This is a genomic window from Allolucifera butyrica (assembly GCF_900476375.1).
GTDB lineage: Bacteria > Bacillota > Negativicutes > Sporomusales > UPPP01 > Lucifera > Lucifera butyrica.
In genome coordinates this window covers 23,145-49,776 of record NZ_UPPP01000058.1, presented here as the reverse complement: position 1 = coordinate 49,776, position 26,632 = coordinate 23,145, and the positions used below count along the sequence as shown (strand labels likewise).

Annotated in this window: 20 protein-coding genes; 3 read left to right on the top strand and 17 right to left on the bottom strand. The window is 49.4% G+C overall.

Features of this window, described 5'->3' with window-relative positions; genetic code table 11:
* Positions 1–7: 7 nt before the first annotated feature.
* From ulaA to LUCIF_RS04590, 3 genes are read right to left on the bottom strand one after another with little or no spacing between them, the layout of a single operon-like run.
* On the bottom strand, positions 8–1,270 hold the full coding sequence (gene ulaA / locus LUCIF_RS04600; protein WP_122626701.1) for a PTS ascorbate transporter subunit IIC: 1,263 nt from the start codon (positions 1,268–1,270) through the stop codon (positions 8–10).
* 1 nt (position 1,271) lies between these two features.
* A complete protein-coding gene (locus LUCIF_RS04595; RefSeq protein WP_122626700.1) occupies positions 1,272–1,547 on the bottom strand; it encodes a PTS sugar transporter subunit IIB in 276 nt (91 codons plus the stop codon).
* A 16-nt stretch (positions 1,548–1,563) separates the two neighbouring features.
* Positions 1,564–3,669, bottom strand: a complete 2,106-nt coding sequence (locus tag LUCIF_RS04590) for a BglG family transcription antiterminator (RefSeq protein ID WP_122626699.1) — start codon at positions 3,667–3,669, stop codon at positions 1,564–1,566.
* 477 nt (positions 3,670–4,146) lie between these two features.
* On the opposite strand from LUCIF_RS04590, the gene LUCIF_RS04585 reads away from it, so the two are divergent.
* Both LUCIF_RS04585 and LUCIF_RS04580 read left to right on the top strand, forming a co-directional pair.
* The gene (locus tag LUCIF_RS04585; RefSeq protein WP_165865887.1) at positions 4,147–5,469 is read left to right on the top strand and encodes a hypothetical protein; all 1,323 of its coding nucleotides are present in this window, start codon (positions 4,147–4,149) and stop codon (positions 5,467–5,469) included.
* 42 nt (positions 5,470–5,511) lie between these two features.
* A complete protein-coding gene (locus tag LUCIF_RS04580; RefSeq protein ID WP_207856982.1) occupies positions 5,512–6,849 on the top strand; it encodes an alpha/beta hydrolase-fold protein in 1,338 nt (445 codons plus the stop codon).
* Between the two features lie 148 nt (positions 6,850–6,997).
* Here LUCIF_RS04580 and LUCIF_RS04575 read toward each other — a convergent pair whose 3' ends face one another.
* From LUCIF_RS04575 to argR, 10 genes are all read right to left on the bottom strand, one after another.
* A complete protein-coding gene (locus LUCIF_RS04575; protein WP_122626697.1) occupies positions 6,998–10,195 on the bottom strand; it encodes a glycoside hydrolase family 2 TIM barrel-domain containing protein in 3,198 nt (1,065 codons plus the stop codon).
* Positions 10,196–10,251: 56 nt separating this feature from the next.
* A complete protein-coding gene (locus tag LUCIF_RS04570) occupies positions 10,252–11,595 on the bottom strand; it encodes a glycoside hydrolase family 30 protein (RefSeq protein ID WP_122626696.1) in 1,344 nt (447 codons plus the stop codon).
* A gap of 7 nt (positions 11,596–11,602) precedes the next feature.
* Positions 11,603–12,715, bottom strand: a complete 1,113-nt coding sequence (locus LUCIF_RS04565; protein WP_122626695.1) for an ABC transporter ATP-binding protein — start codon at positions 12,713–12,715, stop codon at positions 11,603–11,605.
* A gap of 30 nt (positions 12,716–12,745) precedes the next feature.
* Positions 12,746–13,576 carry a carbohydrate ABC transporter permease gene (locus LUCIF_RS04560; protein ID WP_122626694.1) on the bottom strand — a complete coding sequence of 277 codons (831 nt, stop codon included), beginning with the start codon at positions 13,574–13,576 and terminating at the stop codon, positions 12,746–12,748.
* Positions 13,573–14,448, bottom strand: coding sequence for a carbohydrate ABC transporter permease (locus LUCIF_RS04555; protein ID WP_207856980.1), 876 nt, complete (start codon positions 14,446–14,448; stop codon positions 13,573–13,575). Before LUCIF_RS04555 ends, LUCIF_RS04560 begins: the two co-directional genes overlap by 4 nt.
* A gap of 145 nt (positions 14,449–14,593) precedes the next feature.
* Positions 14,594–15,871 (bottom strand): ABC transporter substrate-binding protein, encoded by a 1,278-nt coding sequence (locus tag LUCIF_RS04550; RefSeq protein WP_207856973.1) that lies wholly within the window; start codon positions 15,869–15,871, stop codon positions 14,594–14,596.
* 376 nt (positions 15,872–16,247) lie between these two features.
* A complete protein-coding gene (locus LUCIF_RS04545) occupies positions 16,248–18,011 on the bottom strand; it encodes a cache domain-containing sensor histidine kinase (protein ID WP_122626692.1) in 1,764 nt (587 codons plus the stop codon).
* Positions 18,008–18,865 carry a response regulator transcription factor gene (locus LUCIF_RS04540; RefSeq protein ID WP_122626691.1) on the bottom strand — a complete coding sequence of 286 codons (858 nt, stop codon included), beginning with the start codon at positions 18,863–18,865 and terminating at the stop codon, positions 18,008–18,010. Before LUCIF_RS04540 ends, LUCIF_RS04545 begins: the two co-directional genes overlap by 4 nt.
* Before the next feature lie 45 nt (positions 18,866–18,910).
* Positions 18,911–20,215, bottom strand: a complete 1,305-nt coding sequence (locus tag LUCIF_RS04535; protein ID WP_122626690.1) for an ABC transporter substrate-binding protein — start codon at positions 20,213–20,215, stop codon at positions 18,911–18,913.
* Positions 20,216–20,428: 213 nt separating this feature from the next.
* On the bottom strand, positions 20,429–20,884 hold the full coding sequence (argR, locus tag LUCIF_RS04530) for an arginine repressor (RefSeq protein ID WP_122626689.1): 456 nt from the start codon (positions 20,882–20,884) through the stop codon (positions 20,429–20,431).
* A 221-nt stretch (positions 20,885–21,105) separates the two neighbouring features.
* Between argR and LUCIF_RS25800 the strand changes: the two genes are divergently transcribed.
* Positions 21,106–21,420, top strand: a complete 315-nt coding sequence (locus LUCIF_RS25800) for a hypothetical protein (protein WP_126720574.1) — start codon at positions 21,106–21,108, stop codon at positions 21,418–21,420.
* 76 nt (positions 21,421–21,496) lie between these two features.
* Here the strand turns inward: LUCIF_RS25800 and arcC are convergent, their stop codons facing one another.
* The 4 genes from arcC to arcA all read right to left on the bottom strand — a co-directional run bounded on the left by arcC (position 21,497) and on the right by arcA (position 26,250).
* Positions 21,497–22,432, bottom strand: a complete 936-nt coding sequence (arcC, locus tag LUCIF_RS04525) for a carbamate kinase (RefSeq protein WP_122626688.1) — start codon at positions 22,430–22,432, stop codon at positions 21,497–21,499.
* A 27-nt stretch (positions 22,433–22,459) separates the two neighbouring features.
* Positions 22,460–23,881 carry an arginine-ornithine antiporter gene (arcD, locus tag LUCIF_RS04520; RefSeq protein WP_122626687.1) on the bottom strand — a complete coding sequence of 474 codons (1,422 nt, stop codon included), beginning with the start codon at positions 23,879–23,881 and terminating at the stop codon, positions 22,460–22,462.
* 27 nt (positions 23,882–23,908) lie between these two features.
* On the bottom strand, positions 23,909–24,910 hold the full coding sequence (gene argF / locus LUCIF_RS04515; protein ID WP_122626686.1) for an ornithine carbamoyltransferase: 1,002 nt from the start codon (positions 24,908–24,910) through the stop codon (positions 23,909–23,911).
* A 77-nt stretch (positions 24,911–24,987) separates the two neighbouring features.
* Positions 24,988–26,250, bottom strand: a complete 1,263-nt coding sequence (gene arcA, locus LUCIF_RS04510; protein WP_122626685.1) for an arginine deiminase — start codon at positions 26,248–26,250, stop codon at positions 24,988–24,990.
* Positions 26,251–26,632 lie beyond the last annotated feature (382 nt).

Below are 26,632 nucleotides of genomic sequence, written 5' to 3'. Positions count from 1 at the left end.
ATTTATTCTAATGACCAAACAGCTTCATAATGTTGCCTAAAATTATGCCAACCACACCGAAATCGGCATCTCCAAACGTGGTACCGGCAAAACCCAGATTTCCCAGCACCGGCAGCAAGAGAGCGGGCAAAAAGCTGATCAGTAAGCCATTAGCGAAGGCTCCCAGTATAGCTCCCCGGCGGCCTCCCGTGGCGTTGCCAAAAACCCCGGCTGTTGCCCCGCAGAAGAAGTGCGGCACTAAACCGGGTACGATGACTTTCAGCCCCAGCGCCGGCAGGAAAAACATGGAGACAATCCCGGCCAGGAAACTGGAAAAGAAACCAATGATGACCGCATTCGGCGCAAAGGGAAATACGGACGGGCAGTCCAGGGCCGGCTTGGCATCGGGAACCACTTTATCGGCAATGCCCTGAAAGGCCGGCACAATCTCGGCAAGTAACATCCGCACCCCGGCTAATACGATATAAACCCCGGCGGCAAAAGTAATTGCCTGCATCAAGGAAAAAACGAGGAAATTCGTGCCGCCGCTCAACTTTTCAACAAAAGCGGGACCGGCGCATAAAGCTACCACAAAATATAATATCGTCATCGTCAAAGCCATGGCCACCGAGCTGTCCCGTAAAAACGCCAAACTCTGGGGAACATGGATATCTTCCGTGCTTTTGCTCCGGTCGCCGAATGTCTTGCCGACAAGGGCAGCCGTTAAATAGGCAATGGTGCCGAAGTGCCCCACCGCAAAATCGTCGGAATCCGTAATCTGCCGGGTAAATGGCTGCAACAAGGCCGGCATTACGACCATCAAAGTACCGAGAATGAGTGCGCCAACCGTAATTAAGGCTGCGCCGCTAACGCCGCCCGCCGACAGAATCGCGGCAATCATACAGGCCATAAACATCGTGTGATGGCCCGTAAGAAAAATATATTTTAGCGGGGTAATCCTGGCCAGGATAATGTTGAGCACCATGCCAAACACCATGATCATCGCCGTCTCCGCCCCGAAGGTTTTCTGGGCCAGCGCTACGATTGCCTCATTATTGGGGATAACCCCCTTGATCACAAACGCCGCTTCGAACATTTTGCCGAAGGAGTCCAGGGCGCCCACTAAAATGCCGGCGCCGCCGCCTAAAATGATAAAACCCATAATCGTTTTTAACGTGCCGGAAATGATATCGGTCAGTTTTTTCCGCTGCAATATAAGTCCGATAAAAGCAAACAGCCCAACCAGAAAGGCCGGTGACCCCAGGATGTCTTTCATAATCAAATCAAACATGCTATTCCCCCCTCAAATGATCCACTAAGGCTTGCCGCAATTCATCCTTATTTAATAAATTTCTCATACCCACCACGTTTCGTTTTCCATCCGCAAGATTGACCATCAGCTCATGGGATCCGATATATAAATCGGCCTTTTCCGTCTTGCTGGTAGCAAGGTCCGTATGGGATACTTCCGCCTCGATTCCCAGTTCTTTGAGAATTTTCTTGGCGGCAATTTCAACCATAAAGCTGCTGCCCAATCCATTGCCGCATACGATTAATACTTTTTTCACCGTTTTCACCTCCCTCTCAGTTAGAATACCGGGCGATTAAATCGACGATTTCCCCGACATCTGCCGCCTGGACCAGCTTGTCGACATTCTCTTCCTCCATCAGCAAACCGGACAATTGGGCCAACGCTTTCAAATGAGTCTCATTGTCGATGGCCGCCAAAATGATGAGGATCTGCACTCTTTCCTCGCCGGCCGCCGAAAAAGCAACGCCTTCTTTTAAAATCAGCAAGCTCATGCTCACCTGATTCACGCCGTCGTCCGGGCGCGCGTGCGGAATCGCCACCCGGGGGCTCATGACTACATAAGGGCCCAGTTTCTTGATATTATCAATCATGGCTTTTATGTACGCTTCCTTAATATAGCCGCATTGGAGCAACGGTCTGGCGGCTGTGGCAATGGCGTCTTCCCAATCCTTCACTTTATCCAGCATTTGTATCTTATCTTTGGTGATTAAATCGCTTAGCATCGGTCTAGTATCCCCCTGTGGTCTCAAGTCCGGTTTATAAAGATATTCCTTTAGTTCCTGCATTAGCTGATCCGGTTCCCGGATTACGGCATGGCGGCCGATAATTTCCAGCAAGCCATTTACCGATACCGCCTGCTTTTGGGGCAAGCGGAATAAGGCATTCACTTTTTTCAGCAGATTTTCCGTCTCCGTATCGCTTAAAATCGGGCTGACAACAAAAACCGGTTTCTTGCTGCCGCTTAACGGCAGCGTGGAAACAATAAAATCCGCTTCCTCTTCATATTGAAGAAATTCCCTCACACTCACGGTCCGCAAAATATCCACATTGGAAAATAATCCTTCCAACTGGCTTTGCAGGATCGAAGAAGTCCCTACCCCATTGGCGCAAACCAGCAGAACTTTTTTCCTGGCCGCCGGCCGGATCCCTTCCCGCCGCATCCAGGCACCAAAATGCATCGCCACGTAAGCCGCTTCATCGTCATTGACCGGCTGGCCGGCGCTTTCTTCCAGGTAATGAATCACTTTCTTAGTTAGAAGGAAAATGTCCCCGTATTTTTTGCAAATCGGCTCCTTTAACGGATTTTCCAGACATAATCCGTATTTGATCCGGTAGTAAGCCGGCTTCAAATGCATCAGCAGACTGTTTTCCAGACCCGCCCAGTCATAAAACTGAACACAGGCGTACCGCTGAAAATCATCAATCATCCTGCGGATAATATCCCGCCAGTGAGGGATTTCCTCTTGAAAAAGGTCTACATTGATGTAGTTCACCTTGGCGCTTAGAACATAAGTCGTTAGGTAGTCGACCTCTTCGGAAGGAATCTCGCTTTGAAAAACTTCCGTCAGTCTGGCGCAAATCTCTTCCGCCGCCCGGTGCTCCCGGGTCCGGCGCAGCATCATCTGTTCCGCCGGGGCAATCCGGACGCGCCCCCCTAATTGCAGACGTCGAAGGAACAGGATGATCTGTAAGTTGAATTGTTGTAATACCTCATCGGTAAACTGTACCCCCAAGCGGTCCTCGCAGCTAACAATCGCCTTTTTTATCTCCGCCAGATTCTGCTGGCTAAATAAGCTGACTTCCCCCTCATCGCTTCTTTCCACCTGAGCCATCCGGTCGATAAAATACTGCCAACCCTTGCCTTCAATTACCTGCGACATGTAAACATTCAGGGCTTTGCGCCGGTCCGTTTCGCTGCCCGCCATAATGTAGCCGGTCCGCTTGGAATAGGCCGTGTTTAGCTGGAATCGCCGCGTTACCTCTTCCCGCAGCCCTTTTAAGTCATTCATTGCCGTGTTGCGGCTGACCCGGATGGCATCGATTAAATCCTGCAGCGAAACATTGCGGCTGCGGGTCAGGATATGAATGGCCAGCCAGGCCTTCCGCTCCTTCGCAGAATATTCGTATTGCCACGGATTCACTTGCTGAAACAGTTTCGGCAGTTCCCGTTTCGTATTTTCCTCCAGATATAACCCGGCCGATTGAATATGGCGGATACCGGTCAGCTTGTGGTATTTCAGCCAGCCATTAATTCGTTTGATGTCGTAGTATAGGCTCCGTTTGGAAATGTTAAGTTTTTCCGCGATTTCTTCCGTAGGTACATAAGAAGCAGCATTCACGATATGCTGAAGAATGGCATTACTTCTTTTGTCCAGCATTGCCGCATAACCCCCACTAACTGCAGACAATTTTCATTTAGATTCCTGTTCTTCTGCTTTTTTAAGTATAGTACATGACCCTTGCTAAAAATAGTCCAAATGCTGTACACCCCGGAATGCAAAAACTGCACTCAAGACCCCTAGTGGTCTGTAAATCCTAATTCTATAGTGTTCTTACGAGCGGTTTTCCGCCTAGAGTTTACAGACCACTGGAAGAAGATTAGAATTTGGTTAAAAATGATAGATACCGGTTTTCAACAGTGAGAAAAAATGCTTTTATATAATTGGCAGCTTGTTATTGGTTGCAGCGGGATCTGTGGTGGCATAATGTGTTAATTTTGTTAGTTAGCTGTAACAAAACTGAAAAAATTAAAGGATACAATAAAGAAGCGAAAAAATAACGCCAATTTAAAAGCAGGTAGGTAGAATCACATGAACGAGAAAAAAAGGATTTTTTTATGGATTAGTTTCTTGATTATGCTAATTCAGTCGGGAATTTGTTTCGCGGCACAAGCGCCTTATGGGACTTTACAGGCCGGTGCAGGTGAGACGCTGATTCAAATTCCGCCGGAATTTTTCCCGGCGCAAGGTTTTGACGGAATACATGATCCGTTATACGTGAAGACATTATTGCTGGATAATGGAGTTAATAAAACGGCCGTTGTGTCCATTGATATGACATCTCTTGGCAACGTTAATCAACTGAAAAGTATCATACAAAAAACCGCCGGGATTCAGCCTGATAATATTTTCATTTATGCGGCGCATAACTTTTCCAGCCCCCATGTTTTTCCGGGAATGACGGAGAATGCGGCAGAGAATAAGAAAACAGCAATGTTTGCATCGGCTCTTGCTAAAGCGGTTGAAGCTGCCACCCAAAAGGCAGTAACCGGTATGCAACCGGCAAGCATTGGCTATGGAACAGGTATTTCCAATGTTAATATCAATCGGGATGAACTTACAGCCGGTGGCTGGTGGCACGGAAGCAATGAAACGGGATACTCTGATAAAGAACTTAGTGTAATGAAAATTGACAGTTTATCCGGAAAGCCATTGGCAATATTTATGAACTATAGTGTACAGTCTTCTATTATGGATGAATCTGTTTCCAATCAGGGAAAGAAACTGATTTCTACAGATCTTGCCGGCGCGGCAACGAAATACGTAGAGGATCAATATAAAGAGGATGGCACGGTAGCTTTCTTTGGAGTCGGCGCCGCCGGCGATCAGGCACCTATCTTTATGGCAAACCGTTATATGACAGATAACAAGGGTGTATCGATACGCACGGATATTCATGATGATGGTTACATATTGCTCGGCCTGATAGGGGAACGGCTGGGATATGACGCGATTAAGGTAAGCCGTAAAATTATAGACAAACAGACAAGCGTTGATTTAAGTGTCATCCATGACAGCGTGGTTTGTAAATCACAGAAAATGCCTATGTCCAAAACGGCTGATATGAAGCCGGTTAAACAATATACTTATCAAATCGACGGAGAGGTCAAAGTGCCTATTGATATTATGAAAATTGGTAATATCGCCCTTGTTGGTATTCAACCGGAATTGGCTTCGAAAATTGGCGCAGACATCAAGAAAGGATCACCTGTAAAAAACACTATGGTTTTGACAATGGTAAATGGTGCGGCTAAATATATGGCGGATAAGGACAGTTATGACAAGTTCACGTATGAAGCAAGAAATTCAAAGTATGCTAAAGGATCCGCAGAACTTGTAGAAAATAAAATCATATCCATGCTTACTCAATTAAATAGCCGGAGCAAAGCTAGTGAATAACAACTTTTGGTACCTGAGTGAATTGAAAGGTTGTGTGTAAAAATGGAAAAAATATCATCGGCATTTGTAATAGTAATGCTTATACTGGGAACAAGCTTGCCGGTATATGCCGCTGACGGTTTACAGAAAGAAGCTTCGCCGGATGCGAATAATAAGCATGTAAAGAGCGTTACAGCAATCACGGAAGTATTTGGGGATGGACAAAAAATAAGTGCTGTGGCCCTGGAATATGACCGTGCTATTAATACATCCAAACTAAAAACTTCCGATTTCACGGTAGAGGATAAAACCATCACCAAAATATATGCCAATACAATAGCGGCTAAGGCTTCTAAGGGGCTAAACGGGAACTATGTCATTCTTGAGCTTGCAACGCCTATGATATCGGCGGGGAATGGACAGGAACATCCTGGTAATGATGCTGCCCAAAAAGATCAGCAAATTATAAATTCCCAAAAGATGAGTGGCCCAACCTTAGGATCAAGGCCGGACAAACAACCGGACAGCCCTCCCCTGGTTGCAAAAGTGACCCAGGTTGGCAATATTACAACAATAGCCGGCGAAACTTACCGTGCAAATTCGAGTGTGATAACCAGCAGTAAAACGGTCAACTTGGTAGTCGACGATTTCAAGCAGTTTGTTTACACCGATCCGAACTATAATAATGAGAAGCTGATGTACAATTTGTATGTGCCGAAAAACTACGATCCCTCCAAGAAATATCCGTTGGTCTTGTTCATGCATGATGCCGGTGTTGTCGGTGATAATCCCACATTAACACTCACTCAAGGGTTAGGCGCAGTCATTTGGGCCACCGCAAAAAATGAATGCTTTGTACTTGCGCCGCAGTATACTACTGTGATTGCCGATGATAATTCAAAAACCACCGAACAAATGGATATCACCGTTGATCTGGTTAAGGAGTTGGAGAAGCGCTATAGTATTGATTCAAACCGGCTCTATAATACGGGACAGTCTATGGGCGGCATGACGTCGATTGCGATGGATATCAAGTATCCGGATATGTTTGCAGCCTCGTTGCTGGTTGCATGTCAGTGGGATGCCGCGAAGGCAGCCCCAATGGCAAAGAAAAATCTATGGATTGTTGTCTCAGAGGGAGATAACAAGGCTTATCCGGGAATGAATGCAATTACCAAAGTGTTAGAAACTCAAGGTGCAACGGTTAGTAAAGCAATTTGGTCTGCAGAAGCTAGTCCGCTGGAATTAGCAAAGAATGTGAAGGATATGCTTGAGAAGGGTTGTAACGTCAACTATACAGTATTCAAGAATGGCAATCACAGATATACCTGGCAATATGCCTATACAATTGACGGGATCCGGGATTGGCTATTTGCCCAGGTGAAAACACCAAAACCGTAATGAGAAAGAAGCCGGAAATACCTTTTAGTTCCAGGTATTTTCCGGCTTCTTTATTGCTTTCCTTAACTAATACTATAGCTTATAACATGGGATGGAATCTTCAGTAAAACGCAACATTGAAAAAAATTTAAACATTGGTTGCACAAAATCAGGAATAACCCAGCAAGGTAACCTGGAAGCCAAACAGGTACCGCTCCGGTTTCACACGGTACTCTGCGTGAACATTTTTTGTCCAGCCCGTATCGCCGCCCAGACCGGCATGAATACAATCCACGTTTACAAAAATCTCGTCGCGGGGAATTAAGCCGAAGGAATGGCTGGCTTGCTCATAGTCACTCACACTGTTTTTATGCACGTCAACATGCAAAGGGTTAAACCCCCGGACTTGGATGCCGCAGCCGGATTCATCCGTTAAACTAAACCATTTCACATCTTCCCTGCCGCCGCATTCCACCGGTACAATATAGGGAAAGTGCTGCTCCTCCACCGTACTGGCGTAGCGTCCAATATGGGCGCTATGTTTTCTGTCGGCGTAATTTTCATGCGGTCCGCGTCCATACCATTGGAAAATATGGCAGGCTTCCGTTACCCGGAAAGTCAGCCCGACGCGGGGGAGAACCGGCAGATCCGGACTGGCGTCCACATCATTATACACTTCCATCGTCCCATTCCCGTAGATAACGTAGCGCAGCTTGCTATGAAAGCCGGATTCCCTGCCTGGGGCAGCAAGAAATACATCCACCTCGATGTGAACACAATCGGCAGCTTGTCTAAATATCTTCACGTTTTTCACCTGCCGGGCCAGTTTGTTCAATCCGGCGTGATACCACTCAGCGGCAAAACCGCAATCGCCTGCTTCCACATCTAGGCTTTGCGCCCGGTCAATGCCGGTAGGCGCCCGGAAATAATTCTCCTGCATGCCCAAGTTTAGGATCTTCCGCCCGCCGCATTCGTAAGAAACCAGCAGGCCCTGCTCTTTGCAAAATAATACTCTGACGTTCTCGCCGCAGATTTCAACCTGCGTACCGGTTTCCTTCAGTTGAACCGGCGGCAGCGCTTCAGGTTGGCTAACTTGCAGTTGCGGCGCTCTCACCGGCAAAACAAACTGCTCGCTGTATACCGGATGCCCCTGTTCGGCCCAGGGTGTGTCCTGGTTGAGAATAAAAGAAATCGTTACGGCATATTCAGCGCCACCCTTGACGGGACCAACGCGATAAGGAATGGTAAATTCACCGTCCCGCCCCGCCGCGGCTTCCGGCGGCTTCCTTTGTCCGGCCTGAATGACAACTCCCTCTTCGATGAATTCCCAGGCGACCGTCAAATGCGAGAGATCGTTAACCAAATATTTATTATAAACAACAAATTGGCCCTTAGCTAAATCTTTTGCCGTTACCCGGAGCGGCGCCTGTATCTTTTTTATTTCCCACGCTCCCGGCTTGGGAGTAAGATCCGGCAGCATAACCCCATTAAGGCACATATCGGGTACCCTGTCTACCACCGGCTCGGCGAAATCGCCGCCGTAGGCCCAGTATATCTTATGATCATCAGTACGCTTGGTTATTGCCTTATCGCACCAATCCCAGACAAAACCTCCCTGAAAGCGCGGATATTTATCAACATATTCCCAATACTTATGGAAATTTCCCAGACTGTTGCTTTTGGAATAGGCGTATTCACACATAATAAAGGGCCGTTTATCGTTATAATCCGCCATCGCCGCGTCGATCCACGCTAACCCCGGATACATAGGACAGCGGATATCCGTAATATCCGCCCCCGGATCACCGCTTTCATACTGGACAAGCCGGTACGGGTCATAAGAGCGGACCCACGCCGCCATGGCGGCGTGATGCATGCCGGCGCCCGATTCATTGCCCAGCGACCAAAACAGAATGCTGGGATGATTCTTATCCCGCATGACCATACGGATTACGCGGTCCAGATAGGCTAAACTCCAGGTGGGGTCTTTCGATAATAAAGCCTGAACTCCATGGGTTTCCAAGTTCGTCTCATCCACCAGATATAGGCCCAGTTCATCACACAAGTCGTACCAGCGGGGATCGTTGGGATAGTGGCTGGTGCGGACGGCGTTGAAATTGAGCTTCTTCATGGCCGTTATCTCTTCGCGCATCCGGCGTTCCGTCAGCGTCCGCCCTGTCTCCGGGTGATGCTCATGCCGGTTTACGCCCCGGATGACCAGCCGCTTGCCATTTAGCGTTACTACTCCTGCCGCATTGATTTCAATCCGTCTAAATCCGACCCGGACGCTTTCAAAATCGGTTTCCTTCCCTTGCGGATCAACCAGCGTCATGACCAGGGTATATAAATAGGGATTTTCATCACTCCACTTCGCCGGGCTTTTTACCTTGGCCCGCAGTAATGCCGCCCCCGCCTCCAGTATAAAATCCGTTCTAAGATACATGGGGGTCCGGATGCAAATATCCCCCTTCATTTCCTCGATAAACGGCCGCCCGTCCTGGTCAAATAAGTTCGCCCTGACTTGATAACCGGCATAGCCATTCTTTTTATTCACATAGCAATAGACAATCAATTCCGCGTCCTGATATTGATCATCCAGCAGGGCGAGTACCTTAAAGTCTCTGATATGAACCGGCGGTTTGCTGTATAACACGACGGAACGCTGTATCCCCGATAAATGCCAATAATCCTGATCCTCCAGATAGGTTCCGTCACACCACCGCATAACCTGAAGGGCTAACGTATTCACGCCCTTTTTAACATAAGCGCTGATATTGAATTCCGCGCTCAATTTGCTGTCTTGGGAATAACCGACTTTTTTGCCGTTCACCCACAGATAGAAACAGGATTCAACCGCCTCAAAATTGATAAAAACATCCCGCTCCCGCCAGCCATCCGGTAAAGTAAACCGGGTGATATAACAGCCGGTCGGATTATCCGCCGGCACATAGGGGGGATTCAAATCCAGGAATATCGAAGTGTCCCGTTCCGCATCCCTTCCTCCGGGATAACTCCGGTAGGAATCGCCGGGGCTGTTCATGTCGAAAGGATACTTGATATTGGTATAGATGGGATAACTATATCCCTGCATCTCCCAATTGCCCGGCACTTTAATATCGTCCCACCCGGCTGCATCAAAGTGTTCTTCGTAAAAAGGCTCGGTGACGGACAGGGGATTCGCAAATAATTTAAATTTCCATATTCCGTCCAATGACAAGACGTATGGGGAGCACTGCCGGTTGCAGGACAAGGCCTCTGCCAGCGAACTGTAGGCCCCCAGCGGAACATGCATAGGTTCCCGGTTGATTTGCAAAACGTACTGGTTTTCCCAATCGTTATTATTAAACGGGAAGTTTTCTTTCACCACTCACTTCTCCCCTCTCTACTGCAGCAATTTGAATGAGTATTTTGCAGCAGGCTCCATCAGAGAACAAACGTGTTGAACGAATAAGGCCGCAACTCCGCAGAAAACGCTCTCTGGTTCCCTTTAAAAGTAAAGGTGCGGGAATACGCAACCCCGTTATTTACGACGAGGACGATTTCACCGTTAGGATTCTCAAAGGCTAAGGAAGCGCTGTTCCAATGTCCTTTGGTAAGGAGTCTGGCAGCCCCGGGAGCGACAAAATGAGAGAAATGTTTCATCAAATAAAATTCCGGATTATAAATAACCTTTTGGGTTTCCGCGTCAATCGTAATCAATGAATTTTGCGGCCACCCCCAGGTGCTAACGCCGCCGGGCTCCAGCACCATATTCCAGTAAATATAAGCATTCGCCCCATTGACCAGATAATGCCGGATCAAATCAAAAACATAGCGTGCATATTCCCAGGAGTTTTGTCCGTCGCCGCATTCATTTTCCGTTTGAATCAGCTTCAATTCCGGAAAACTGTCATGGGTTCTTTGAATCGCATATTTCCCGGCCCACTGGTATCCTACCCCCTTTATATACTTTCGCGCCTCTGGATCGAAAAGCACGTGATCCACATACGCATCATAACTTTGCAGGGTGATGGCTCCGGTTAGCGGATTCATAGCCATCGGCGTAGGGCCGTTTAACGTGCCAAACCATATTTCAGCCGCCATATTTTCCTTTTGGAACAACGGTCCGAGATAGTCCCGGATAAATACCCGGTATTGTTCACCGGTCCATAAACAGGAAGGAAACTTCTGATCGGCGAAGGGCTCGTTTTGAATGTGAATCTGCCGGATCCGTATCCCTTCCTGCTCATAGGCCTTTACAAACTTTTTAAAATACAGCGCGTACGCCTTCAATACTTCCGGTTCCATGCGCAGCTTCCCATAGTTGTAAACCCTGGGCTCTTTCATCCAGGTTGGCGGACTCCAGGGAGAAGCATACAGCGTTAAATCCGCCCTATATTCCAAAGCCTTTTTTATATAGGGCAGCAAATACAGCTTATCCCGGTCTATAGAGAACTTCTCCATCGCATAGTCGCCGTCGGTTTCGTTACAGCTGTACCAGTCCAAAGCGTAATCATTGGCGCCAATTGGCAGACGGCAGTAATTGAATTTGCAGCCTAGCTGCGGATGAAACAAATCGCGCAAGACCCGTTCTCTTGCCGCTGGTTCTATCCGGGAAAGGGCGATCCAGCCCAGCTCGTTGAAGCAGCCGCCAAAGCCGCCGATATTCTGCCCCCGCTCGCCGGTAAGCGCAAGTGTATCTTCGGAGGATGCAGCGGCCATTACTGCGTTATCGGTCCAGGCCGCATCCGGAGCAGTGCCAATCCAGCGTATATTTTCCAATGTCATATCCTTATCATCCCTTTCTGAAACAACTGAGTCCGGTTGCCGGATCAAACACGTGCATTTTGTTCATATCAAACACCATCGTAACCCGGTCCCCCTGCCGGTACTGATTGCGGGCGGCAATCCGCGATATGATTTCCTGGCCGCCGACTGTCAGATACAATATAACTTCCGGCCCCAACTGTTCCACCACATCCACTTTCGCCTCCACCCTTGCCTGCGGAAAAGTTTGCAGCATGATCGCTTCGTCCCGGATATCCTCCGGCCGGATTCCCAGTACAACCTTTCGGCCGCAATATTCCAGAAGCGCAGCGGCTTTCCCCCCGGGAATTAATACGTTAAAGCCGTTCCCCGCCATATATAAATCATTTTCTTCTTTTTGAATAACCGCCTCTAAGAAATTCATCGCCGGATTCCCGATAAAACCGGCTACAAACGAATTAACCGGCGAACTGTATAGATTCATCGGCGTATCGACCTGCTGAATCATGCCATCCTTCATGACGACAATCCGGTCGCCCAGCGTCATCGCTTCCGTCTGATCATGGGTAACGTAAATGGTGGTTGTTTTTAACTGCCGGTGCAAGCGCGAAATTTCGGCCCGCATACTGACTCTCAGCTTTGCGTCCAGGTTAGACAATGGTTCATCCATCAAAAACACCGCCGGCTTTCTGACAATCGCCCGCCCCATTGCCACCCGCTGCCGTTGGCCTCCTGACAACGCTTTGGGTTTCCGGTCAAGCAAATGCTCGATTTGTAAAACTTGCGCCGCTTCTTTTACCTTTTTATCAATTTCGTCCTTCGGCACTTTTTTCAGCTTCAGACTAAACGCCATATTTTCATATACACTCATATGCGGATACAGCGCATAATTTTGAAAAACCATCGCAATATCGCGTTCTTTGGGGGATAGTTGATTCACCCGCTTCTCGCCGATATACAGTTCCCCCGACGAAATTTCCTCTAAGCCGGCGATCATTCGCAGCGTAGTCGACTTGCCACAGCCGGACGGTCCGACAAACACGACCATTTCCCCGTCCTGGATCAATAAATTAAAATCTTTTACTGCATCGACATGATTCTCATAGCGTTTATAAATATTTTTCAGCACGACACTAGCCATAACCCAGTTCCCCTCCCGTATGATGTTTTATTACCCTTTTACCGCCCCTGACGTAATTCCCTTAATAATGTTCTTCTGGAACAGGCTGTAGAAAATGACCACCGGAATCAAGGTTAAGACTAACGCCGCCAAAATATTAGGCCATTCCACATTGTATTTGCCAAAAAACATATTGGAAGCGAGAATCAGGGTATAATTTTTCACATTCGAGATCATGACCAGGGGCAGTAAGAAATCATTCCAGATCCAAAGAACATCCAAAATGGCTATGGTTGCCGTAATGGGTTTTAACAAAGGAAATACAATATAGAAGAACATCTGAAACTGATTGCACCCATCCACCAACGCAGCTTCTTCCAATTCTTTCGGCAGCAGTTTGGCAAACCCGTAATAGAGAAAAATCGCCATATTCACACCCAAGCCGATATAAATGAGCGGCAATCCCCAGACCGACCCATTGAGATCGAAAAACTTCGCTATTTTTACCAGGGGAATCATGATGCTTTGGAAAGGAACCAGCATGGATGCCGTAAACAGGATATATAATAAACTGCTTACCCGTCCCCGCACCCGGGCTAGTTTGTATCCCGCCAGGGAGCCTGCCAGAATAATTCCCGCCACCGAGCCAACGGTAATCACCAACGTATTGAAGGTAACCCTGACAAAATCCATTTTTATAAAGGCTTGCCGGTAGTTTTCCAGCGTGATATGGGACGGAAACGAAAGCACGGAAGAATATAGCTCGCTCTGTGTTTTGAAGGAATTGACGACCGCCATATAAACCGGAAAAACCGTATAAAGAGCGGCGATAATCAATATAGCCGTCGTGGCCATGGATACCGCATTCTGTTTTACTTTCATGCCTCCACCTCCCGCTTTTTCATGATTCGCAATTGAATCAGGGTAATGAGTAATACAATGAAAAATAAAATAATCGCCTTGGCGTCGGCATAGCCGAATCGAAAATTATTGGAAAAAGCTTCGTCATAAATATTTAAACACATCACCTGCGTTGCCCGCCCCGGCCCGCCGCCGGTTAACGCATAGACCGTATCAAATATTTTAAAAGCGGAATTCAGGGTCAGAAACAAACAAATCGTAATCGCATTCATGATCATGGGCAGCGTTACATGAAAGAACACCCGGACCTTGCCGGCGCCGTCAATAATCGCCGCTTCTTTTAATTCCTGCGGCACTCCCTGCAGCGCTGCCATATAGATTAACATCATGTAGCCGGTTCCTGTCCATAGAGATACAATTAAAATCGAATAAAACGCGAGGCCGGGATCTCCCAGCCAGGATTGGTCTAACGCCGGCATGGCCGCCAGCTTGGCAACTTCCGGGAGAACTTTGAGAAAAATAAACGTCCACATAAAGGAGCCGATGATCATACTGAGCATATTCGGCAGAAAGAAGACGGTCCGGAACAAACTCTTGGTTTTGATTTTTGATTCAATCATCAGGGCCAATGCCAAAGCAAGCCCATTTTGCAAGACCAGCACTACCGCCGCATACTTAAAGGTAAAAAGAATGGAATGGATAAAATTGTGATCCGTCCATAATGCTTCCGTATAATTCCGCAGGCCAATGAAACGAAAAGCCGGATTGAGGCCGTCCCAATTCGTAAAACTGTAAACGATCCCGCCAATCATGGGCGCCACTAAAAAGAGACCGTAGAAAAACAATGCGGGCGCCACAAATAGGGTTAATGAAAACAGCTTATGATTTTGCAAAGTAATTCACCCCATTTTATTTTGCAGCTTGCTATCTTAGATTGCTTCACTTCGTTCGCAACGAAGTGGAGCGCGGCAATCCCGATTTTTGCCGATAACCGGGAGCTATCAATAAAATTCACTTTATTGATAGCTCCCCGTAACATTACTTGTTAATACGATTAGAAACCGCCCAGGCGTTGTCCAGGGCCTGCATCACGTCGTCTTTGGTTACCTGCTTTAAATAATAACTCTGTAACTCCTTGCCGCTTTCATCCTTAACGGCTTTCGGCATCTGCGGGTCCTGGACCACCTTTCCCTGTTTCACATATTCCATTGCTTCCTCAACCCAGGGATAGGTTTTAAAAGTATGAATTTTGGCTACCGGGTTGAATTTCAACGACTGATAAAACGTGTTGGAATCCTGGTCATCCAATATATAATTTAACAGCGCCTTGGCTACTTCTTTGTGCTTGCTGTATTTAGAAATAGCCAGAGAAGTCGAAGTCGTAAGATTAATCCGGGTCGCATTGGGGTCATCATTGACCGGCAGCGGCGCAACGCCAAATTCGAAATTTTTATTTGCTTTTAGTATACTTTCGGCAAACCAGGGGCCTTGAATCCACATGGCCGTATCGCCTTTGGCAAATTCGGCGCAGCCCATATCGCCGCCCATATCCATACCCTTTTCCGTACCATTGGCATTGACCAAATCAATGATATCAAACATGCCGGCAATTTCTTTAAACGAGCCTTTCCCCTGATTCATTTTGGCTATAAAATCTTTATTGCTTGTACTCGTGTAGCCGCCAACCGTGAGCGGCAAAAATAATTGAGGAATCCAGTTTTCTTTATAGGTAATCAAAAAGGGCGTTTTACCGGCGGCCTTGATTTTCTCGACATTCTGCCGCATTTCCGTTAACGTCATGGCCGGCTTGATTCCTAATTCGGCAAACATCTTTTTATTGTATAGATAGCCCCAGGCCACACTCTCTAACGGCACCGCCACCACTTTGTTGTCAATCGTTACCATCGGCTTGATTCCGTCCAGCAGCTTGGCGACAAACGGCTGATCGCTAAGATCCTCCAAATACCCGGCTTTATAATACATCGGAATATCATTCACGGCATGGACGGAGAAAATATCCAAATCCTCCTTGGCCGCCAGTCTGGTTTTCAAAATTTGGGACGACGTATTTTCATCGGGCATTTCTAAATCATAGGTAACCTTAACATGATGTTCCTGCTCGTACTTCTGCGCGAACTGATTAAAATATTTCTCATACTGTTCTCGAAACCGCGGCTGGTTAATGAATATTTTCAGATGAACTTCCTTCTCGCCACCGCCCGCCGCGCTGCTATCGCCTGAATTGCCGCACCCGGCAATGACGGAGACGAAAAACAACAAACAGAATACCATGGATAAGAACCTTTTAATTTGCACACAACATTCCCCCGTTTCGTTTTCGGTTTTAGCCGGTGTCTCCGGATTATTGATTAAAATTATAAGACCGCAGTGTAGGATTAAAAACCAATAGAACAAACCGCAATGTTTAAAATGCAAACCAATTCAGAATAGTGAGAATATATGAAAGACCGCTTACGGCGGTCTTTCGGCTTGTGGCGCAGGGCTCAGGGCGCGGAAAACCATTTCCAAGGCTACCTCATAATAAAAACGCCCCACAGTCAATATGACCTGCAGAGCGCCAAAAAAAGGGAAATAACGATTTAATTGTAAACTAGCGATTTATAATTATAAATCGCTAGAACAAACTATACTGTTAAAAATGCAAACTACTTCTGATTTCAAGCAGCTGCGGCTATATCTTTTCGGGATACTCTCTTAAAACCGGCAGCCGGATGGTTATTTTGGTCCCCCTGCCCGGTTCGCTTTGCAAAGACAGCCCATACTCCTCGCCAAATAAGGTCGTGATGCGTCGCTTCACATTATTGATACCGATTCCGGAGTGAGAGTCCGAATCACAATGCTCCCTAATTGCCTCATACGCTTCGGCGGTCATTCCTACCCCATCGTCTTCTACTTCAATGACGAGTACCGCTTCCCGCACCCGGGCGGATACTTTAATTGTGCAATTAGTAAGGGCCGGTTCAATTCCATGGCAAATCGCGTTCTCTACGATCGGCTGCACAATCAGTTTGGGAATAAACAGCCCCTGCAGTTCTTCCGGTATATGAATCACGGCGTCAAACTTATCTCCGTATCGATACTTCTGTATGTTTAAATAGCTTCTCAACCCTTTTAACTCTTCCTGTAAAGAAATAAAGTCCTTGCCGCTGATCGTCGCCCGCATTAAATCCCCCAGCGATTTTGCCATATCGCCGACCTCATCAGCCCCTTTCATGCGGGCCATCCAGTTGATTGTTTCCAGGGTGTTATATAAAAAATGGGGATTAATCTGCATCCGCAGGGATTTTAGCTCCGCATCCCGTTTGAGCAATTGCTCATCATAAAGCACCTGCATCAGATGATGAATGTTCTCTACCATATTGTTAAAGCTGGCGCCAAGCTGCCCCACTTCATCTTTCGAGCCTACCGGACAATGAACCGTCAGATTTCCCTGGCCGAATTGCGCCATAGCCATAGACAATTTACTGATAGGGCGGGAAATGCTGCGGGCAATCAATACCGCCAAAAAAACAGCCAGTATGGTTATTAGGATAGCCACCAGCACGATGGAATTACGCAGGTTGATGATTTCCCGCTGATAATGATTGGCCGGAATCACACTCACCAGACGCCAGCCGTTTTTCAGGGGAGGGCTGCAGGATATATATTGTAATTCCCCGTTTATATACCGTTTAGAAAAGCTATAATCCGGGGCGAGTTCAATTCCGTCCAGTTCCCTCGCTATTTTCCCCAGCATGGCTTTGTCTTTGTGGCTGCAGATTCTCTTATTGCCGTCAATAATAAAAATGGAACCATTTCCAACATATTGCGTTTTCTTGAGCAGATCCGAAAAGTAGGATTCCTGCAGATACACTACCATATAGGCCAGCGGTTTTTGCGTCCGCAGGCTGTTAATCGCCCGCGCAATCGGAATAACCTGCTCCTTGGGATCAGTGCCGTACCAAATCACGCCGCCCTTGCCGGCGTAAATTTTTCCCCGGTCCGCCTGCAGTAAATCATACTGCCTTCTATCTTTATTCAGTGCAAAATCTAACCCGTCTTTGCCGGTCACAATAAAGATGGAGCTAATGCCATCGTTAAATAGCACGTACGACGCCAAAATATTTTCCACCCGGCCTCGCGTGCGGGTAATTTCATATTCGGAAAGGGTTCTGCTATGCGCGTTGAAAAGAAGTTCCTGCATTTCCTGGTTGGCGATTATATCAAACGTAATGCCCGTCACCTTATCCATCTGCGCCTGAACATTGTTGGCAGTCTGATACAGGATATCATGGCTGTAACGCGCTGTCTTTTCTTCGATTAAAGCGCTGGATATGGTAAAACTCTGATAGGCAATCACAAAAACCGGCACTAGAATCAGCAGGCAGAAGAAAAATATCAGTTTCTTCCCGATTTTCAGATCCGCAAAACGGCTATTCAAACCTGCCGGCTTCATCGTTTACCACTGCCGGCGTCATCCATTCCGGCTATCAAACAGGTCAATTCCCCATTCATGCCGCTGCCAAGCGCTTTTTTATATTCCAGCGGCGTTACGCCGTACATCTTCTTAAAAACCTGGCTAAAATACCGCTGGTCGTCAATCCCTACACTTTCACTAATTTCAAAAATCCTCATCTGCGTCGTCCGCAATTTCCGGGCGGCATCCTTCAACCGTACGGCGGTAAGAATTTCAAGGAACGTATGATTGGTCTCCTTCTTAATAAGCCGGCTTAAATAGACCGGACTAAAATGCATCGATTCCGCAAGAGTGCTAAGCGAGATGTGCTGCGAATAATTCTCCTTGATATATTTCCAGATGCGCTGCATATTTGTCAACGTCATCTGTTCATCCATAGTAAACGGATCCGCTTGTTTCAGCAGCCGTCCCGCATTCAATTCCTGCTCCAGCAGCTGCAAGCGCCGGTCTCTCTGACGCCGCTCGCCGACCGCCAAGGCGGCTCTTTTTACACTGTCCATAATTTCATCCGGGTTGGTCGGTTTCAACAAATACTCAAATACGCCGTTGCTAATCGCGGCTTTTGCATATTGAAACTCGTTATAGCCGGTCAGTAAAATCACACTGGTATAACCGTCCAAATTCTTAACGAAACGCGCCAATTCGATGCCATCCATACCCGGCATACGGATGTCGGCCAGCACGACATCCACGCTTTCATTTTGTATGATTTCCCTTGCTTTAATCCCATTGTCCACAGCCCCAATCACCTGTACGCCGATCCGGTTCCAATCCAGAGAAATAATTCCCTGCCGAATAAAAAATTCATCATCAGCAACCAAAAGCTTCGTCATTTGTTCCTCCTTTGCAGCAATCCCCGCCTATCTCTTTTGCACCGTCTAACGAAACGCATTGTCTTTCAATAACTGCTGTAAAGCGGTCATCCTCGCCGCCGGATTTTCACCGGCCATAATAGCCTGAGCGGCATTATTGAATTCAACGCCTTCCCCAAATCCAAGCCTGCGGTCCACCCAGGGGGCAATCTGTTTCGCATTCTGCCGCAGCTTGCTGATTTCCCAAAACAAAGGAGTCACCTTTGCCGTATCCAGTTTTGTCCTGGTGGCGATTAAATACTGCGCGTCATAGGCATACCTTTCCTGAATCTCCGGGTCGGAGAACATTTTTATATAAGCCGCGGCCGCCTCCGCGTTCTGGCACTTCGAACTAATGGCAAAACACTGGTCCACATCGCCGATCAACACATTGGAATGGGCCGGATCAACCGGCGGCACTACAAATACGCCAATGTTTCCAGCAACCGGAACCGAAGCGGCGGATAAGGCATTCAAATCCCAAGAGCCCATAAAATACATCGCAGCCTTCTCCTGCGCAAACAAATTCCGTCCTTCGTCGGCGGTCATGCTCAAAAAACCCTTCGGAAAAGCCCGGAGATTTACCAGTTCCGCCAGCCTGTCGCCAGCCTCAATCAACTGCGGGTCGTTCCACGGTTTTGTTTTGGCCGCAACCTGATCATATAAATCCATGCCGCCAATGCCAAGGGCCATCTGCAGCATAAACTGGCCGGCAATCCACGCATCCTTCGCCGAAGCGGCGATTGGAACAATACCGGCTTCTCTAAGCTTGCGGCAAACTTCCTTGAATTCGGTAAACGTTTTCGGAACTTCAATTCCCTGTTCTTGAAAGATCCGGGTATTATAAAACATAACCGCAATGGCTTGTCCGTGCGGAATCGCGTAAATCCTGCCGTTAAAGGTAACCGGGGCAAATACGCCGTCATTGAACCGGCCTTTCCAAGCGGCATCCTGGTTAAGTAACGTACCGATTGCAAAAACCTTGCCTTCCTCAACAAACGGTTTAAGAAACCCTCCCGGCCAGGTAAAGAAGATATCCGGCGCGGCATCGGAAGCCATAAGAGCGGAAAGCTTGGTTTTATACTGTTCATTCTCATAGGTTTCAACTTGAACTTCAACATGATAGCGGTTCGTGGCATTAAACTTTTCCGTAATTTTCCGGATGATATCAACAATCGCCTTATCATTCGCCCCCGCTACAAACATAGCCTTCAAAACCTGCTTGCTTTTTGAAGGCACCGCCGGAGGTTTCGGATTGTCCGCAAGGCCGCAGCCCGCGCAAAGAAACGTACCCAATACCATAAGCAGCAAACCGGAAAATATCTTTTTCATGGATTGCTCCCCCTTATTAATCCCGCATTTCGCAGCCCGAATTTATGGGACAATACCATAATACAATAACTTGATTTCCCGTCCAAGATTTACTTCTCTCTTTTGCGACAATTCCGACTATTTAATTCATTTTTCCAGTAATTTCATTGTAAGCTTGGAATGCTGCATTAAAAATCAGCAAAATAAACCGGAATGTTTAAAATATAAACCGGTTTACCTCGCCTTTAACAAAGTCTCAAGCCGGGCTGCCATCCGTTCCGCCCCGCCCGTTGCCTTGACCACTACCAGGACCGTATCGTTCCCTGCCACCGAACCCAGTATTTCCGGGAAATGGGCCCTATCAATCCAGCGGGCTACCGCCCTGGCCATGCCCGGCAATACGTGAATCACGAGTAAGGCACCGCTGACGACAAGCGATAAAACCGCCTTCTGTATTACCCGCTGCTCCCTGGGCGTCAGGCCGGGGTCCTGCCGTCCCGGCACCGCATAGCGGTAGCCGCCGTCCGCCGCGGCCACCTTGCTCAGTCTCAGTTCCCACAAATCCCGCGACAGCGTGGCCTGGGTCACGTCCATCCCCTCCCGTCGCAGCGCCGCCAGCAATTCCTTTTGCGTCCCGATTCGCTGCCGCGCAATAATCTGTTCAATCAGGACCTGCCGTTTCGTTTTCATTCCGTTCCCTCCCCCATAAAAGATGAACCCGTCTAGGGACTAGGCGGGTCAGACTGTAGACAAAATTACTTTATTTAAGAAGACACCGTTATGCGCGAACGGAGCGAAGCAATCCCGTCTCTTCCTGCGTTCTGTATTAATAAAACAGGTTATAAAGTCTATATCACCTTACCTTATCCATCACCATAAAATATAGTAGGAAATTATAAGGAGGTACCCTTATGAAACGAAGTTGGGATGATCCCGAATTCATGGACTGGGAATTGGATGACGATAGACAAGAACAGCCGACGCAACAGCCGACGCCGGCTTGCAACCCGGACTGCAATCCATTTTGTCCTCCCTTTTGCAATCCAAACTGCAATCCATTTTGTGCTCCCTCTTGCGCGCCTTCCTGCGCTCCCTCTGTTACGCCGCCGGCTTGCTATCCTAACTGCCGGCCACGGCCGATTTTTTGCTACCCCCGCGGCTGCCAGCCACGGCCGATTTCTTGCTTTCCTCACGGCACAAATTGCCGCCCGCGCCCCCGGTACTAAAACAAATTTCGTTAGAAAATATAGAAACCAAAGCAACAGAAAGACCGCTGACGCGGTCTTTCTGCTTGATTCGTACTCAGGGCACAATCCGGGTGCCGCTTCGTCCCTCCAACGCTTCCTTCGCCTTAGCCAACGAGGCAATCAGCGCCTGCCGTCCCGGTTTGGACGCCACAAACTGCATCGCCGCTTTCACCTTCGGCAGCATGCTGCCGGGAGCAAACTGCCCCTCCGCAATATATTTTTCCGCTTCTTCCAGACTCATCTGCGCTAAATTTTTCTGGTCCGGCTTGCCGAAATGGACCGCTACCTGTTCCACGGCGGTTAAAATCACCAGCGCGTCGGCGTCCAGATCCGCCGCCAGCCGGGCCGCGGCCAAGTCCTTATCAATGACGGCGGCAACGCCTGCCAGCCTGCCGCCCTCTTCCACCACCGGAATGCCGCCGCCGCCCACGGTGACCACCACTTCCCCCGCGTCGACTAACTCCTTGATGCTCTCCAATTCCACAATCTGCTGCGGCTCCGGCGACGCCACCACCCGCCGGTAGCCCCGGCCCGCGTCGTTCACCATCACATAGCCCTGCTCTCGTTGCAGGACTTCGGCCTCTTCCTTAGTGTAAAACGGCCCGATCGGCTTGGTGGGGTTCTGAAACCCCGCGTCGTTCCGGTCCACCACCACCTGGGTCAACAGCGTAACTACCGGCTTTTCAATCCGTCTCCGCTTCAGTTCCTCCCGCAGGGCCTGCTGCAGGTGATAGCCGATCAAGCCCTGGCTCATGGCGCCGCAGACATCCAGCGGCATCGCCGGGGTCACGCTCCGGGCGTATTCATTCTGCAAGACCAGTCGTCCCACCTGGGGTCCGTTGCCGTGGACGAGGACGAGCTGGCTGCCGCCGGCAATCAGGTCCGCCAAATAGACCACGGTCTCCTTCACCACGGCGAGCTGCGCCGCCGCGGTAGCGGGCTGGCCATTCGCCTGTAAGGCATTGCCGCCTAAGGCCACAATCAGTTTCATATACGAACTCTCCTCTTCCTCATCATTCTAACTTAAGCCACCCGTCGCCAATAGGCCCAGGGCCACTGTCCCGGCCACGGCGAACAACAGGGCAATGGCTTTCTCATAACCGGCAAAGACTTGTTGCTGGTTTTCCCGTTTCACCTGCCGGAATACGAAGATTCCCACCGCGTACAGAATCGTTACCAGCAAAATATATTTCAGCCCTGCCGCGTAGATCAGCCAGGCCGCATAGACACTGGACAGGACCGCCGTCAAGAGGTCCTTGTTCCGCTCCGCCGGATTCTCGTCATAGGTCTCCCCCGTAGCCGCCAGTTTCCAGGCGTACAGGCCGCTGAACAGATAGGGAATCAGAATGGCCGAACTGGCGATGGAATACAGGGCCTGATAGGTGCTGCTGGAAACTAAGGTGAGCACCAATGCGATCTGCACCAGGGTGTTGGTCAGAAACAGCGAGTTGACGGGCGAGCCGTTCCGGTTTTCCTTGCGGAAAATTTTTGGCAGAATGCCGTCCCGGGCCGCCACGAAGGGAATCTCCGCCGCCAGGATGGACCAGCCCAACAGCGCCCCGAACAGGGAAACAACCAAGCCCGCGTTAATGACCACGGCCCCCCAGGGACCGACTACCGCTTCCAGGACATAGGCTGTGGACGGGGTGTCCAGTTGGGCTAATTTTGCCTGTTCCATGGCCCCCAAAGACAGGACCGATACCAACACATAAATGACTAACGTACCCACTAGCCCCATGACGGTGGCCTTGCCTACGTCCCGCCGGTCTTTCGCCCGGCCGGAAATGACCACCGCCCCTTCAATACCGATAAAGACCCAGAGAGTAACCAGCATGGTACTCTTGACCTGGTCCAGCACACTGCCCAAATCCGTGTTGGCTTGTCCCCAAAGATCAAAAGTAAAGGTTTTCAGGTTAAACGCAACAACCAGGACAAGCAGAAACAGAAAGATCGGCACTAATTTCGCAATGGTGGTCAAAACATTCACCAGCGCGGCTTCTTTCACGCCCCGCAGAATCAGCGCCTGCAAGGTCCAGACCAGGATCGAGGCGCAGACAATGGATACGGCGTTATTCCCCGTACCGAAGACGGGGAAGAAATAACCCAGCGCGCCGAAAAGCATAACTGCGTAGGATACATTGCCGAGCAGCGCGCTCAGCCAGTAGCCCCAGGCGGCGTTAAAACCAATGTAGTCGCCGAAGCCTGCCTTGGCGTAGCTGTACACGCCGCCGTTGAGTTCCGGTTTGCGAACGGCTAAATTCTGATAGACCAAGGCCAGGGTAATCATGCCGACGCCGGTGATCAACCAGCCGATAAGGATGGCTCCGGCGCCCGCGCCGCGGGCCATGTCGGCGGGCAGGGAAAAGACGCCGCCGCCGATCATGGACCCGGTCACGAGACCGATTAATGCGATAAGACCCAGCTTTTTATCGTCTGCCAAAGTAAATCCTCTCCCTTTAGCGTATTCTTAGTTTCCCAGGGTGGCTACCATGACGGCCTTAATCGTGTGCAGCCGGTTTTCCGCTTCGTCAAAGACGACCGAATGGGGTCCTTCGAAGACTTCGTCCGTCACTTCCATGGCCGTGAGACCAAACTTACGGTGGATCTCCTTGCCGATTTGGGTGTTCAGATCATGAAAAGCGGGCAAACAGTGTTCAAAAATAACGTTCTGGTTGTAGGTCATAGCCAGCATGCGGCTGTTGACTTGATAAAGCTGCAATAAGTTGATCCGCTGCTCCCAGACCGCGTCCGGCTCGCCCATGGACACCCAGACGTCCGTGTAGAGCACATCGGCATTCACGACACCCGCCGCAATGTCCGGGGTGATGGTGATTTTGGCCCCGCTCCCCTCTGCAAGCTGGCGGCACTGCTCTACCAGACGGTCCGAGGGAAACAATCCTTCCGGGGCCACGATCCGGAAGTCCATACCCAGCTTGGCCGCGCCGATCATTAAAGCGTTGGCCACGTTGTTGCGTCCGTCGCCGACATAGACAAAAACCATCTGGTTATAGGGTTTATGGAGGTGTTCCTGGGCCGTCAAGAAGTCGGCCAATACCTGAGTGGGATGATCGGCGTCGGTCAGGCCATTCCAGACCGGCACGCCCGAATAAGCTGCTAAATCCTCGACCACCTTTTGGTCAAAACCCCGGTATTCGATGCCGTCATAGATCCGGCCTAACACCCGGGCGGTATCGGCGATAGACTCCTTCTTCCCCATCTGGCTGCCCGTCGGCCCCAGGTAGGTAACGTGCGCGCCCTGATCGAGGGCCGCCACTTCGAAGGAACAGCGGGTCCGGGTGGAGTCCTTCTCAAACAGAATGACGATATTTTTCTTACTGAGCCTAGGCTGTTCCGTCCCGGCGTACTTGGCCCGCTTCAGTTCCGCCGCCAAATCTAATAAGTAATGAATTTCCTTAGCGGAAAAATCCATGAGCGTTAAAAAATTGCGGTTACGCAAGTTAAAAGCCATATTTTATCTCTCCTTCTCCCTTTCCAGATTTCAAACTCCAATCTCCACTTTCCAAAATCCAATATCCAAATTCTGCGTCACGCGTCGTCCCGCACTAAAGGCATGCTCATGCAGCGCGGACCGCCCCGGCCCCTAGACAGTTCTGACGAGGGAATAACATGGAGCCGGATGCCGTAGCTCTCCAGAATTTTATTGGTCACATGATTGCGGGAATAGACGACCACTTCCCCCGGCGCAATCGCCAAGGTGTTGGCCCCATCGTTCCACTGTTCCCGGGCGGCGTGGATGGGGTCGCCCTGGCCGCAGCGGATGAGCATTACTTTCCGGTCTAAATACCGTTCCAGAATGGTCTCCAGTTTTTGCTGCAGCGGTTCGATTTGGAGCCGCACCGCGCCGGTGCGGTCCCGCCAGGGCGTCATGGCATATACCGTCAGGGGCCCTTCGATGCCGGCATGAATGGTGAATTTGTCGTAGTCCACCATGGTAAACACCGTGTCCAGATGCATGAAGGCCCGGGACGCGGGAATGTGAAAGGCCAGCACCGTTTCAAAACTGACCTGGTCGGCAAACAGCCGCTGGCACACTTTCTCCACCGACGCCGCGTCGGTCCGCTGGGAAATGCCGATGGCCAATACTTTGTCATTTAAAATTAGCTCATCGCCGCCCTCTAAAGAGGTACTTTCTTCCCGCTGGAACCAGCAGGGAATATGGGCCCCCTGAAAGCGGGGATGATGGGCGAAAATAGTTTGGGCAAACAGCGTCTCCCGGTTGCGGGTTTGCGTCCGCATGTGGTTCAACGTGATCCCGTTGCCGATGGTGGCGAAGGGGTCCCGAGTAAAGTACAAGTTGGGCATGGGATCGCAGATAAAGGGATAGCCGTCGTGAACCCGGTCGGACAAGGTGCTGTTCGGATAGCTGGACAGCTCGTCCCGCCGGACTCCGGCCATCATTTGGGTGATTAGCGAGGGGTTATCGAAGCCGGTGAAATAGTCTGCTAAAGCACATCGCAGGCGGTCATTCTCAACCCCCGCCTCGGCGATAAACTGGCGAATGAATTCCACCTTGACACGGTCATCGGTCAGCGCCTCCGCGGCCAACTGTTCCAGGTACAGCACTTCCACCCCGTTCCCTTGCAAGACCGAAGCGAAGTAGTCGTGCTCGCTTTGGGCTACTTCCAGATAGGGTATGTCGTCGAATAAGAGCCGTGCCAACAGGTCCGGCGTTAAGTTTTCCACTTCCGGCCCGGGCCGGTGCAGCAGCACCGACCGCAGCCGGCCAATCTCCGAGGTAACATGCAGGCAGTCTTCCGCTGCCTCGGGTTTGCGTATTGCATTCTCCATAAGCGAATCATCCTTTCTTGGGAGTTACTCCCTCAATGGGCAAAGGACTAGTCCCACTTTTCGCAGTCCGCTAGCCTTTCGACAATGCTTCTCCCGGGAAAGATAAACTGAGCGAATTGAAAACAAAATAAAAACGCATTTTTTACTTTGCGGCTATCAATGGGGAGAAATATTGTCGCCATACGTTCAGAGTGCGAAATGTGGGAAAACGGTTTGGTTTGGGTCGTATTTACGTTTCTAATGAGATAGGCTATAATAAAGTTGTTTACAATTTCTTCCGTACGCCCTCTGTTTACGGCAAAAAGGGCGCACGAAACCAGCAGCATCAATGCTTGGCAGCTTGCAATGCTGCTTGCTTTTCCTCTCACCTCACTTTTATTGG